This is a genomic window from Janthinobacterium sp. SUN100, assembly GCF_030397705.1.
Lineage (GTDB): Bacteria > Pseudomonadota > Gammaproteobacteria > Burkholderiales > Burkholderiaceae_D > Janthinobacterium > Janthinobacterium kumbetense.
Genome location: NZ_JAPUBU010000001.1, coordinates 1,045,468 through 1,058,606 on the forward strand (window position 1 = coordinate 1,045,468; position 13,139 = coordinate 1,058,606).

Consider the following 13,139-nt stretch of genomic DNA (forward strand, 5'->3'; position numbering starts at 1 on the left):
TTGATATCAAACGAATTCTTGGTGGGAAGTGCAAGTTTCGAACTTGCGACCCCTGCAGTGTGAATGCAGTGCTCTACCCCTGAGCTAACCTCCCGAAGCGAGGCGAATTATCGCATAGGTGTTGCGGCATCTGCAAGGGCTGGCGAGAGGAAATTTATCGTGCCCCGCTTCTTTCTCACGCGGCCGCTGGCGGCGACGTGACGGCGGTCCAGATGCACTGGCCTTTGGCGGCCTTGTCGAGGCCGGCGATGGTGGCTTCGTGGGCGGCCAGTTCGTCGGCGCTGGCGCTCTGGAAGATGACTTCGGCCAGGGGCACGATTTCCAGGGCGGCGCCGTCGGCGGCCACTTCCACCTCTTCTTCCATGCTCAGGCTGTTCTGGCCGCGCGTCATGGCCAGGTAGACGTCAGCCAGCAATTCGGAGTCAAGCAGCGCGCCGTGCAGCTTGCGGTGGGCGTTCGAGACGCCGTAGCGGTCGCACAGGGCGTCGAGCGAGTTGCGCTTGCCTGGGTGCATTTCCTTCGCCTGCACCAGGGTGTCGATCACGCCATGTACTTGCTCGTGGACTGGCGGCAAGTTCAAGCGCTTGAATTCCGCGTTCAGGAAGCCGATATCGAACGGGGCGTTGTGGATGATCAGTTCGGCGTCGGCGATGTAGGCACGAAACTCGTCGGCGATTTCCGCGAATTTCGGCTTGTCGCTGAGGAATTCCGTCGTCAATCCGTGGACGGCCAGCGCGCCCTCTTCCGAGTCGCGTTCGGGATTGATGTAATGGTGAAAATTATTCCCCGTCAACATGCGGTTGTTCAGTTCGACCGCCCCGATCTCCAGGATGCGGTCGCCCGTGCGCGGGTTCAGGCCGGTGGTTTCAGTATCGAGGACAATTTGACGCATGGCAGATTCAGTCTTAAAAGCAAAAAGCGAAGGGCACAGTATAGCAAACCTGTGCCCTTCGGTTACGCCCTGCCCGCAGCTGCATGGCAGGAAATTTCAGTTCTCAGGCGCGTACGGTTTCCACGCCCAGGTTGGCCAGCTGATCGGCCCGCTCATTGCCCGGATGGCCGTTATGGCCGCGCACCCAGCGCCATTCCACTTCATGCACGGCCTGGGCCGTATCGAGCGCCTGCCACAAGTCGACGTTTTTCACTGGTGCCTTGGCGGCCGTTTTCCAGCCGCGTGCTTTCCAGCCGTGGATCCATTCGCTGATACCCTTTTGCACATACTGGCTATCGGTATACAGCACCACTTGGCAGGGACGTTTGAGCGCCGTCAAGGCTTCGATCACGGCCTTCAATTCCATGCGGTTATTCGTCGTATTCAGTTCCCCGCCGTAAATTTCTTTCTTGGCGCCATCGGCCACCATCAGCGCGCCCCAGCCGCCCGTGCCGGGATTGCCCTTGCATGCGCCATCGGCGTAAATCTCAACCTTATCCATCTTGCTGTTCCCGCCTTTTATTCGTGACCGGTGCGCCTGCGGGCGCCGTCGCCGGTTTTTTGGTCCACGCCGGACCGATCAAACGCATCCCTTTGACGCGCTTGATCGCCTGCACTATATACACTGCGCCAAGATATGGCCACCAGCGCGCACCGGCCTTGTCCATGAAGGCGTTGCGGCGCAGCCATTTTTCCGTCCTGCAAGCAGGCGCGTAGCAGCCGAAATAGCTTTGGCTCACGCCCATGTTCAGCAATTTTAACCAGTCTTTCATGCGCGGCATAGAGATCAGCTCGCCCGCCTGCGGCAAGTAATGCCGGCCCGTGACCCGCCCCACTCCCTGGCGCATGCCCCACAGGCTGGCCGGATTGAAGCCGCAGACGATCACGCGCCCTTCCGGGATCAGCACGCGCTCGACTTCGCGCAAGACCTGGTGCGGCTCGGCGGCAAACTCGAGGACGTGCGGCAAGACCACCAGGTCCAGGCTTTGCGAGTCGAACGGCAACTCGTCGAAGGCCGACACGAGGGTCAACCGGCTTTCCTGCGGCGGACGCGACGGCAGGCGCGCATCGAGCAGCCATTTGTTCGGCATGCGGTTGGCCGCCAGCGCATCGAGCTGGGGCAAGCCGATCTGCACGGCATTAAAACCGAAGATATCGACAGTCAAACTGTCGAGGCATTGCTGCTCCCAGGCACGCACGTACAGACCGGCCGGTGTCTGCAGCCAGCCGTCAAGCGCTATAATGGATTTTTCGGATGCCACACTGTCCATTCAGTTTTCTCTTTTGCTCATGACACACTCCCCTGAACACGCTTTATCGGTACTTGCCGTGCCCGCCTTTGCCGACAATTACCTGTGGCTGATCCATGACGGCCGCCATGCCGCCGTGGTCGACCCCGGCGATGCGACGGCCATCCTCGATGCGCTGCAAGCCCATCAGTTGACCTTGTCCGCCATTTTACTCACGCATCACCACGCCGACCACACGGGCGGCGTACCTGAATTGTTGCAGCATTTCGCCGTCCCCGTCTTCGGCCCGCGCAATGAGGCTATCACAGCCATCACGGAACCGCTTGCCGAAGGCGATGTCGCCCACGTGCCCGAGCTGGGCTTGCAACTGGCCGTCATCGACGTGCCCGGCCATACGAAGGGCCATATTGCCTACGTGCGCCAGCGCGACGAGCGCAGCGGCGCACCCTGGCTGTTTTCCGGCGACACCCTGTTTGCGGGCGGCTGCGGCCGCCTGTTCGAAGGCACGCCTGGCCAGATGGCCGACTCGCTGGGCAAGCTGGCCGCCCTGCCCGACGATACCGAGGTATTTTGCGCGCATGAGTACACCTTGTCCAATCTGCGCTTCGCCAACGCCGTCGAACCGGGCAATGTGGCCTTGCAGGAACGCATCGCCATCGACACGGAAAAGCGCCAGCAAGGCTTGTCCACCGTGCCGTCGACCATTGCCCTGGAGAAGGCCACGAATCCCTTCCTGCGCTACCGCGAACCGGCGATCCTGACCAGTCTGAAGGTGGAAGGCAAGCTGGCCACCGATGCCTCGCCAGTGGAAGCATTTGCCGCCTTGCGGATGTGGAAAAACAGCTTTTAAGTCCGCCCTACCGCCATAAAAAATCCCGGCAGATGCTTGTATGCATCGCCGGGATTTTTTTATCGATCTAGTTGATCAGGATCAGATTTCTTCGTACAGCGGCAAGGTCAGGAATTCGGCGAACGATTCCGACGTCGACATTTCCTCGAAGATTTGTCCTGCGCGCACATAGGTCGGGCCGTTGCCGCCCGGCGCATCGCGCTGCACTTTGGCCAGCTCTTCCGGAATCATGGCGCGCACCATCTCGGCCGTCACCTTGCGGCCATCTTCCAGCACACCCTTGCTCGAACGAATCCATTGCCACACTTGCGAACGGCTGATCTCGGCCGTGGCGGCGTCTTCCATCAGGTTGTGGATGGGCACGCAACCGTTGCCGGCCAGCCAGCTGCCCAGGTAGTGGATGCCCACGTTGATGTTGTAGCGCAAGCCCGCTTCCGTGATCGGCGCTTCCGGCTGGAAGTTCAGCAAGTCCGACGCTTTCACGTCGATGTCGGGACGCTGTTTCTCGATCTGGTTCGGCTTGTCGCCCAGCACTTTCGTGAACTCGCCCATGGCCAGTTCCACCAGGCCCGGATGAGCGACCCAGCCGCCGTCATAGCCGTCGGTGGCGTCGCGCGCCTTGTCGTTGCGCACGCCGCCCATGGCGATGTCGTTCTTTTCCGGATCGTTCTTGATCGGGATCAAGGCTGCCATGCCGCCGATGGCCGGTGCGCCACGCTTATGACAGGTTTTCAGCAGCAGCAAGGCGTAGGCGCGCATGAACGGCGCCGTCATCGTGACTTTCGCGCGGTCGGCCAGGCAGAAATCCTTGTCCAGCTTGAATTTCTTGATGCACGAGAAGATGTAATCCCAGCGGCCCGCGTTCAAGCCCGAGCTGTGCTCTTTCAGCTCGTACAGGATTTCATCCATCTCGAAGGCGGCCAGGATGGTTTCGATCAGCACGGTCGCCTTGATCGTGCCTTGTGGCAAGCCCAACTCGTTTTGCGTCATGACGAAGATATCGTTCCACAGGCGCGCTTCCAGGTGCGATTCCATCTTCGGCAGGTAGAAGTACGGGCCGGCGCCGCGCGCCAGTTGTTCCTTGGCGTTATGGAACATGAACAGCGCGAAATCGAAAATGCCGCCGGAAATGCGCTTGCCGTCGACCAGCACGTGCTTTTCATCGAGGTGCCAGCCGCGCGGACGCACGACGAGTGTCGCGATCTTGTCGTTCAGCTTGTAGGACTTGCCATTTTGCTCCAGCGAAATCGTCTTGCGCACGGCGTCGAACATATTGATCTGGCCCGTCAGCTGGTTATCCCAGTTCGGCGTGTTCGAATCTTCGAAGTCCGTCATGTAGCTGTCCGCGCCGGAATTGAAGGCGTTGATGACCATCTTGCGCTCGACGGGACCGGTGATTTCCACGCGGCGGCATTCCAGCGCCTTCGGAATCGGCGCGATCTTCCAGTCGCCGTCGCGGATGTGTGCGGTTTCTGGCAAGAAATCAGGACGCTCGCCCGCGTCGAGGCGCTTGGCCCGCTCCACGCGCACAGCCAGCAATTCCTGGCGGCGCGGCTCGAAGGCGCGCGTCAGCTTGGCCACCAGGGCCAGCGCGGCCGGCGTCAGGATCTGTTCGTAGCCGGGTGCAATGGCACCCGTGATTTGCATGCCTTCGGGAAGTGCGATCGTGTTCTGCGTCATGAAGTTCTCCGGTTTTTAGTAAATATAATCAAAGGTAATCTGGTGATCCAAGTATAAGCCGAACGACTGCGCAGGCAAGCTGGATAGAGGCGCAAAAACACTCTGCCGGGCGGCGCATTTGTTCTATAGTATTGCACTATAAGGCATGGAAACGAGATTAAAAATCACTTCATCTATGCGTTTTTATCACAAGTGATGGCATTGCGGGAGCACAACATGGGCCAGTTCAGACAAATATCAACGTTCGTGGAAGTGGTGGCCAAGGGCAGCCTGTCGGCTGCCGCGCGCGCGGAAGGCATCGCGCCAGCCATGATAGGCCGGCGCCTCGATGCGCTGGAGCAGCGCCTGGGCGTCAAATTACTCCAGCGCACGACGCGCAAGCTGGCCTTGACGAATGAAGGCGCCGCCTTCCTGGAAGATTGCCAGCGCATCCTGGGCGAACTGGAAGAGGCGGAAGCGGCCGTGGCCGAGCGCAGCGTGAAGGCCAGCGGCCATTTGCTCATTTCCGCGCCGGCCGGCTTCGGCCGCCAGCATGTGGCGCCCCTGATCCCCTCGTTTGTCGCCGAACACCGCGACGTGACGGTGTCGCTGAACCTGAACGACCGCCTCGTCGACCTGATCGGCGAAGGCATCGACGTGGCCATCCGCATCGCCAGCCTGTCCGATTCCTCGCTCGTGAGCACCAAGCTGGCGGACAACCAGCGCGTACTGGTCGGCTCGCCCGCCTATCTGAAACGGGCGGGCACGCCGCGCATCCCGGCCGACTTGGCGAAGCACAATTGCCTGGCGATCAGCAGCGAAGGCAGCCAGCGGGGCTGGACTTTCCGCGAAAACGGCAAGAATGTGATTTTAAAGGTGGCCGGCAATATGGTCTGCAACGATGGCGAAGTGCTGCACGACTGGGCGCTGGCCGGCAAGGGCCTGGCGTGGCGCTCGATGTGGGAAGTGGGCGCCGAGATCGCCTCGGGCCAGCTGGCGACGGTGCTGGACCAGTTCGCCGCCCCGGGCAACGATATCTACGCCGTGTTCGCCCAGCGCCGCCACTTGCCGCTGCGCATACGGGCGTTCGTGGATTTTTTAAGGCATAGCTATTCACAACCAGATTACTGGCGCGAACGCGCTATCTGAGGACGCGGGACCAAACCTGCCGCATGACAAAAGAGCCACTTAGCCCACACAAAACCCATGCCTCACGGAAATTCAGGCGAAAAAAAATCCTCGGAGACCGAGGATTTCTTTATTTCGTTTGATCCAGCGTATTAGATTGGCTGAATGTTCGAAGCTTGCTTGCCTTTAGGGCCAGCGGTCACTTCAAAAGAAACGCGTTGGTTCTCTTGCAGGGACTTGAAGCCGTTCGACTGGATAGCCGAGAAGTGAGCGAACAGATCTTCGCCGCCTTCGTCAGGGGTAATAAAGCCGAAACCCTTCGAATCATTGAACCATTTTACGATGCCAGTTGCCATTACAATTTCCTATTTCAGTTAAGTTGGGCTTGCGCCCGTTATATCGTTTGAAGCAAGAAAGAAATGACAGACAAACTGCACTACTACCTCGAATCCAACGATGCCCAATTATACCAACAAAACTGAGAAAAACCATTCTTTCGCAAAATAAACTTGCGAACACTACTTTAATAGCCAAATCCCCGTCTTGCGGCGCCCTGTACCAGCGGCATGGACACACTATATCCTAATCTGCGACGCGGGTGCTTTGCGTTGTATCAAATGAATCATTGCAACCACATGACTATGTGCGAGGTCACCTAGGCGGTGAAATGGGTGGCCGCCGCATCGCGTCCCGCCCAGTCCAGTAGCGCCACCACTTGCGCCCGCACGCCAGGCCAATCCGCCACCGCTTGCGCAGGGGCATTGAGCATGGCGCGCACCAGCTGTTCGAGGCGCCGGCACTCCTGCCCCAGCGCGGCAAAACCGAAGGTGGCGGCCGAGCCGGCCACCGCATGCAGCGCGCGGTGCAGCTCCGTCAACGGTTCCAGACGGGGGCCTTCGCTGTCGCAGCGGCCGCTTGCCTGCGTGATCGTCTGCATCAGGGCCGGCACGCCAGCCGCATATTTTTCATTCAGGGCGCGCAAACGCGCGCGAAAATCCGGGTCGATCAAGGTTGCCATCGCAATACTCGCCTGAACCGGTTTACTTGGTGCCGAAGATGCGGTCGCCGGCGTCGCCCAAGCCCGGCACGATGTAGGCGTGGTCGTCGAGGTGCGAATCGAGCGAAGCGCAGAACATCTTGACGTTCGGATGCGCATTCTGGAACACGGTCACGCCTTCCGGTGCGGCAACCAGGGCCAGGAAGATGATCTGCTCGTCCGTCACGCCCCGTTTTTTCAACACGTCGACGGCATACACGGCCGAATTGCCGGTCGCCACCATCGGGTCGCACAAGATGAAGGTGCGCTCGTTCAAGTCCGGCAGGCGCACCAGGTATTCCACGGGCATGTGGGTGGCCGGGTCGCGGTACACGCCGATGTGGCCCACGCGCGCCGATGGCACCAGGTTCAGCAAGCCATCGCTCATGCCGATGCCGGCGCGCAGGATGGGCACGATGGCCAGTTTCTTGCCGGCGATGACGGGCGCGTCGATGGTCACCAGCGGCGTCTTGATTTCGCGCGTCGTCAGCGGCAAGTCGCGCGTGATTTCATAGCCCATCAGCAAGGTGATTTCCTTGAGCAATTCGCGGAAGGTGCGCGTCGACGTGTCGTGCTCGCGCATGTGGCTCAGTTTGTGCTGGATCAAAGGGTGATCGGTAATGAACAAATTCGGGAAGCGCGGGTCTTGTTTCATATTGTTTTTCTTTCTATGCTAGCTGGCGCGGCGGCAAGCCTGGGCCGCAAGCGCGCTGTGTATCGATAAAATGATGGATTGCAGCATTATCCCAGCCCCCAGCCCGCCTGTGGCCGGAATTTTCGAAATAATTGCGTACCCAAGCGGAGGCAAACTCAGTACTCGCGCAGCGCGCGCGCCAGGATGGCCGCGCAATCGGTGCCTGTCGGCAAGCGGCCATACGCCCCGCCCGGCGCCTGCACCAGCCGCGACTGCAGGAACGCTTGCGCGACGAACGGCGGCGCGTGGCGCTGCAGCAAGCCGGCCTGCACGGCCAGCACGATGCGCTCCGCCAATTGCCGCGCGCCGAATTCATCCGTTTGCGGCCCATCCAGGTCGGCCAGCAGGCGCGCGCGGTAGCCGGTGAAAATGGCATCGTCATCGCCGGCCAGCGCCAGCTCGGCCGCCAGGGCGTCGCGCGCGGCCGGCGACTTGCCGAAGGCGCGCAAGACGTCGAGGCACATGACGTTGCCCGAGCCTTCCCAGATCGAATTGACGGGCAATTCGCGGTACAAGCGCGCCAGCGGCGCCTCTTCCACATAACCGGTGCCGCCCAGCACTTCCATCGCTTCGAAGCCGAAACCGGGACCCCGCTTGCAAATCCAGTACTTGCCGGCCGGCGTGAGCACGCGCGCCAGCATGGCTTGCCCTGCATCATCTTTTTCATCGAAACAGCGGGCCAGGCGCAGCGCAAACGCCGTGGCGGCTTCCGATTCCAGCGCCAGGTCGGCCAGCACGTTTTGCATCAGTGGCTGTTCGGCCACCGGCTTGCCGAACACGGCCCGCTGGCGCGCATGGTGCAACGCCTGCGTCAAGGCGGCGCGCATGATGCCTGCGCTGCCCAGCACGCAGTCGAGGCGCGTATGGCTGGCCATTTCCAGGATGGTGGGGATGCCCCGCCCCGGCTGTCCCACGAGCCAGCCGTAGGCATTCGTGAACTCCACTTCCGACGAGGCATTCGAGCGGTTGCCCAGCTTATCCTTCAGGCGCTGCACGCGGATGGCGTTGCGGCTGCCGTCGGGCAGGTAGCGGGGCAGGAAAAAGCACGACAATCCCCCCTCGTCCGCCTGCGCCAGGATCAGATGCGCATCGCACTGCGGCGCCGAGAAAAACCACTTGTGGCCGACGATGCGCCAGGCGCCGGCGGCCTCGTCGCCGAACAGCGCCTGCGCCTCGGCCGGCGGCACCTGCGTAGCGCGCGTGGTGTTGCTGCGCACGTCGGAGCCGCCCTGCTTTTCCGTCATGCCCATGCCGATCAGGGCGCCGCGTTTCTGCTCCACGGGCAGGGAGCGGGGATCGTAGTCGCGCGACAGGATTTTCGGCAGCCAGCGCTGCGCGATTTGCGGCAGATCAAGCGCCTGGCGCAAGGCCGGCACCGAGGCATACGTCATCGTCACGGGACATTGCGTGCCGTTTTCCACCTGCCCCACTAATAGATAGGCGGCCGCGCGCGCCACCTGGGCGCCGGGACCGGGCGACGCCCACGGCGAAGCGTGCGCGCCGGCGCCCACGAGGATGGCCATCAGCTCATGCCAGGCCGGATGGAACAGCACCTCGTCGATGCGGCGCCCGGCCCGGTCGAACTGCTGCAGCTCGGGCGTGTGGATATTGGCCAGGCGCGCCAGCGCATAGGTCTCGGCGCGCCCCAGCCTGTCGCCCAGCGCGTCGAGCTCCTGCAACGCCGCGCCGCCGCCCTCGCGCAGCAGCGCCTCGATCAGCGCCGGGTCGCAGGCGAACAGATTGACGTTTTCAAAGGGCGTGGCCTGGTTGAAAACTTCATGCGTGTCAAAGGCATTCATGGAGGTCTCCCGCGATTTGTTATCATGGCGCCCTTGCCGTCGCTGGCGCACCGTCAACACCGTCTGCCAGCCAGACTAGCGCAAAGCGCATGGCGGGGCAAGCGCGCCAGTGGAAGCAAGCGCAGATAAATGTTTCCATGTGGAACGAAAATGCCTGCGTGTGTCGCGCGGCATGATTTTTTTCATGGAAGGCAGGAATATTTACAAAACCTGAAGCAATGTTGCTCTATTTCATGTAATCGGGTGCTTTTCAATGATACATTTCGTGTGGATCGCGTTCCGATAGCCGCCTTCCGGCCACTATGGCACGCGTCACGCACGATGCATTCTTTCCGTTGGCGCCCTGCCCTGCAGCGAGCGCCGGCACTGATAACAAAAAGGTAAAAGCCAGCACGATGTTTTCCAGTACCCCATCCGCCGCCCACCGCGAGGCTCGCCACGAGTTGGACAACCTCATGGAAGAGGCAGGCGACGTCGTGTTCCGGCTCGATACGGACGGCCTGATCCTGTTCGCCAGCAAGCGCGCGGCCACCCTGTTTGGCGCACCTGCGGGCCTGTCCGGCCATTTGCTGCTGCCGCTGGCCGCCGAAGCGTCGCGCGCGGCGCTGCAAGCCGCGCTGGAAGACGCCCTGGAAGAACCGGGCCGCCTGGAAGTGCGGCTGCAGACGCCGGACCAGGAAATCTGGTTCGAGCTGCGCCTGTCCTCATATATGAACGCGGCCGGCGTGGCCGAATTGCTGGTGGTCGGGCGCGACACGTCGGCCCAGCACAATACGGAAGAACGGCTGCGCCACATGGCCACGCACGATGCGCTCACGGGCTTGCCGAACCGTTTGCTGCTGTCGGACCGCATCCGCATGGTGATCGCCCAGGCCGCCCGTTCGGGCCAGGGGTTTTCCGTCGCCACGATCGGTCTCGATGGCTTTAAAAAGGTCAACGATGGCCTGGGCCACCCCGTCGGCGACGCCGTGCTGCGCCTGGCCGCGGCGCGCCTGCGCAAGACGCTGCGCGACAGCGACACCCTGGCGCGCGTGGGCGGCGATGAATTCGTCGCCGTACTGCCCGGCAGCGCCACGGACGCGCAGATCAAGCTGGTGACGGGCCGCCTGCTGGCGACCCTGCAGGCGCCGTTCGAAGTCGATGGCCACACGATCTATGTCGGCGCCTCGGTCGGCGTATCGATCTATCCGCTGCATGCGGAAGATGAAGTGCGCCTGGTGGCGCTGGCCGATGCGGCCATGTCGCGCGCAAAGGAAACGGGCAAGGCCCGCTGCCTGGTCTACAGCCCGCGCCTGAACGGCCCGTCGGAACACGATATTTCGCTGGAAGCGGCCATGTTCCACGCCGTGCGCGAAGGCGAGTTTTTACTCTTTTACCAGCCCATCGTCGATGCGCACACGCGGCAAATCCAGGGTTTCGAAACCCTGATGCGCTGGAAGCACCCGACCCTGGGCCTGGTGCCGCCCGTGCGCTTCATCCCGATTGCCGAAGCCAATGGGTTGATCAACCTGCTGGGCGCCTGGGCGCTGAAGGCGGCCTGCGTACAGCTCAAGCAGTTCCAGGAAGTGGCCAAACGACCGCTGTACATCTCCGTCAACATCAGCCCGCGCCAGTTCCGCAACGACAAATTCCTCGATATCCTCGACGACGCCATCGCGTTTTCGGGGCTGTCCGGCGAACACCTGGTGCTGGAAATTACGGAAGGCACCCTGATGATCGACCCCGTGCATGCGGAAACAATCCTCGTCAAGATGACGGAGCGCCGCGCGCGCATCGCCATCGACGATTTCGGCACCGGCTATTCCTCGCTCGCGTATCTGAAGCGCTTCCCCATTTCCGTGCTGAAGATCGACCGCACCTTCATCAAGGACTTGCCAGAATCGAGCAAGGATGCGGCCATCTGCAACACCATTCTCGACCTGGCCAAGCATTTGAACCTGTCCGTGGTGGCCGAGGGCGTGGAAACCGAGGAGCAGATGCACTTCATGGAATCGCGCGGCTGCCAGTATGTGCAAGGCTACCTGACGGGCAAACCGATGCCGGCCCACGCCGCGCTATCGGCCTTGAGCGACAAAACCTATGCGGCGCTGGTGCCTGCGCCGTCTGCCAATGAACCGCGCGGAGGGGTGCAATGAATCCAGGTCATTTCACGGCGCCGACACAGCTCGGCAAAAACACCCTGGACCTGCTGTGGGCGCGCACACGCCAGCAGGGCGACATGCCCGGCTTCGCGAAGGCCATCAGCGCCATCCTCGGCGCCATGCGCGGCGAGGATGACCACGAATTCGACATCACGCAAACGGTGCTGTCCGACCCCGTCCTCACGCACAAGGTGCTGCGGCTGGCCAACAGCGGCATGTATTCCGCCTTCGGCCAGCGCGTCAACACGGTCTCGAAGGCCGTGCTGGTGCTGGGCATCGACGCCATCGGCCACCTGGCGCTGGGACTGAAACTGATCGAGGAACTGTCGCAGGCGTCACCCGATTCCGTCAGCGCCCACGTGGAAATGGAAAAGGCCGTGCTGGCCGGGATGGTGGCGCAGCAGGTGGCCACCAGCGCCGGCAGCCTGCAGGCGGAGCAAGCCGTCGTCTGCTCGATGCTGCACACCCTGGGCCGCATGATGGTGACGTTCTACATGACGGACTTCTGGGCACGCATGCAGGCGCATGCGGGTCCCGGCAACGAGGCGGCCGCCGCGCGCGAAATCCTCGGCCTCTCGCTGCCGGAAGTGGGCTATGCCACGGCCGCCCACTGGGGCTTGCCGCAGCACCTGATCAACGGCATGCGTCCGATGGACCCGTCGCCGGACAATGCGCCCGTCAGCGGCGCCGACTGGATGGCGGGCCTGTCGACGATGGCGGCGCGCTGCGCCGACTCGCTGTGGCATGACGACGCGGCCGGCGCGGCGCAGGTGCACGCGCTGATCGACGATTATGCGGGCACCCTGGGCATCACCGCGACCGACCTCGTAGTGGCCGTGGACAAGGCCAAGGCGATGGCGGCGGCCGACCTGTCGATCGCGCCCCTGTCGAAACCGGCCGAGCGGCGCGCGCGCCAGCTGGCGTCGACGCGCATGCGCGCCGAAGGCAACCGCGTGCTGATCGGCGGCCTGGCCGACCTGCGCGGCGCTATCGGCAGCGCCAGCCCGGGCCAGATGGTCTCGATGGCGCTCGAAACGCTGCACCAGGGCTTCGATTTTTCGCGCTCGGTGGCGTTCGTGCGCAACCACAGGGATCATCTGTATTCGGCGCGCATCAGCATGGGCGAAGGCATGGCCGACCTGCAGGACCTGATGGTGTTTGGCGACGCGTATGAACCGAACGTCTTCCACGCGGCCCTCAACAGCGACCGCGTGATCTTCATCGACAACGCGCGCGACCCGAAATTTGCCGCCAAGCTGCCGCAATGGTGGAAAGCGACGCTGTCGGAAGCGCGCAGCTTCGTCGTGCTGCCCCTGTCGGCCAACGGCCACCCCACGGGATTTTTATATGGCGACTGGGACGACAGCTTCCCGCCGATCCAGTTGAACCAGACGGAGTTCAACCTGATCAACGATATCCGGGCGTTGTTGGTGCAGTCGGTGGAGATGCGCCACCAATTGGAATTGGTGGCGAATAAGGTGGCATGAGAACACCTGACCAAACCTACTGCGCGTCGGCATAGGCGGCCTGCGATGCTCACCGTACTAGAGTACGGTTGCGCTTCTTAGCCACCTCTCCCTTCCGCTCGCTACGGTTTTGTCAGGTGTCGCAAGTGTCGTTGTTAAACGAGAAAACGACCATCCAGGTCGCA

Annotated in this window: 12 protein-coding genes and 1 tRNA gene; 4 read left to right on the plus strand and 9 right to left on the minus strand. The window is 62.2% G+C overall.

Annotated elements, in window-relative coordinates; translation table 11 throughout:
* Positions 1-19 precede the first annotated feature (19 nt).
* The 4 genes from O0881_RS04540 to O0881_RS04555 all read right to left on the minus strand — a co-directional run bounded on the left by O0881_RS04540 (position 20) and on the right by O0881_RS04555 (position 2,202).
* Positions 20-94: transfer RNA gene (locus O0881_RS04540), tRNA-Val, on the minus strand.
* Positions 95-175: 81 nt separating this feature from the next.
* Positions 176-892, minus strand: a complete 717-nt coding sequence (dnaQ, locus tag O0881_RS04545; protein ID WP_099667648.1) for a DNA polymerase III subunit epsilon — start codon at positions 890-892, stop codon at positions 176-178.
* A gap of 103 nt (positions 893-995) precedes the next feature.
* Positions 996-1,433, minus strand: coding sequence for a ribonuclease HI (gene rnhA, locus O0881_RS04550; protein ID WP_034784447.1), 438 nt, complete (start codon positions 1,431-1,433; stop codon positions 996-998).
* Positions 1,426-2,202, minus strand: coding sequence for a class I SAM-dependent methyltransferase (locus O0881_RS04555; RefSeq protein ID WP_289910358.1), 777 nt, complete (start codon positions 2,200-2,202; stop codon positions 1,426-1,428). Before O0881_RS04555 ends, rnhA begins: the two co-directional genes overlap by 8 nt.
* A 19-nt stretch (positions 2,203-2,221) precedes the next feature.
* Between O0881_RS04555 and gloB the strand changes: the two genes are divergently transcribed.
* Positions 2,222-3,031, plus strand: coding sequence for a hydroxyacylglutathione hydrolase (gene gloB / locus O0881_RS04560; RefSeq protein ID WP_289910359.1), 810 nt, complete (start codon positions 2,222-2,224; stop codon positions 3,029-3,031).
* Between the two features lie 81 nt (positions 3,032-3,112).
* Here gloB and aceB read toward each other — a convergent pair whose 3' ends face one another.
* Positions 3,113-4,711, minus strand: coding sequence for a malate synthase A (gene aceB, locus O0881_RS04565; RefSeq protein ID WP_289910360.1), 1,599 nt, complete (start codon positions 4,709-4,711; stop codon positions 3,113-3,115).
* Positions 4,712-4,927: 216 nt separating this feature from the next.
* Here aceB and O0881_RS04570 point away from each other — a divergent pair, with 216 nt between their 5' ends.
* Complete coding sequence (locus O0881_RS04570; RefSeq protein WP_289910361.1) at positions 4,928-5,839, plus strand: LysR family transcriptional regulator; 912 nt, start codon at positions 4,928-4,930, stop codon at positions 5,837-5,839.
* A 131-nt stretch (positions 5,840-5,970) separates the two neighbouring features.
* Here the strand turns inward: O0881_RS04570 and O0881_RS04575 are convergent, their stop codons facing one another.
* The 4 genes from O0881_RS04575 to O0881_RS04590 form a co-directional block, all read right to left on the minus strand.
* A complete protein-coding gene (locus O0881_RS04575; protein WP_010398811.1) occupies positions 5,971-6,174 on the minus strand; it encodes a cold-shock protein in 204 nt (67 codons plus the stop codon).
* Between the two features lie 299 nt (positions 6,175-6,473).
* The gene (locus O0881_RS04580; RefSeq protein WP_289910362.1) at positions 6,474-6,836 is read right to left on the minus strand and encodes an Hpt domain-containing protein; all 363 of its coding nucleotides are present in this window, start codon (positions 6,834-6,836) and stop codon (positions 6,474-6,476) included.
* Positions 6,837-6,858: 22 nt separating this feature from the next.
* On the minus strand, positions 6,859-7,509 hold the full coding sequence (upp, locus tag O0881_RS04585) for a uracil phosphoribosyltransferase (RefSeq protein ID WP_010398816.1): 651 nt from the start codon (positions 7,507-7,509) through the stop codon (positions 6,859-6,861).
* Between the two features lie 155 nt (positions 7,510-7,664).
* Positions 7,665-9,347: an isovaleryl-CoA dehydrogenase gene (locus O0881_RS04590; protein ID WP_289910363.1), complete on the minus strand. Its 1,683-nt coding sequence runs from the start codon at positions 9,345-9,347 to the stop codon at positions 7,665-7,667.
* A 395-nt stretch (positions 9,348-9,742) separates the two neighbouring features.
* Between O0881_RS04590 and O0881_RS04595 the strand changes: the two genes are divergently transcribed.
* Entirely contained in the window at positions 9,743-11,482 is a 1,740-nt protein-coding gene (locus tag O0881_RS04595) for an EAL domain-containing protein (RefSeq protein ID WP_099668486.1), read from the plus strand.
* Positions 11,479-12,975, plus strand: coding sequence for an HDOD domain-containing protein (locus O0881_RS04600; protein ID WP_251348431.1), 1,497 nt, complete (start codon positions 11,479-11,481; stop codon positions 12,973-12,975). Before O0881_RS04595 ends, O0881_RS04600 begins: the two co-directional genes overlap by 4 nt.
* Positions 12,976-13,139: the final 164 nt, after the last annotated feature.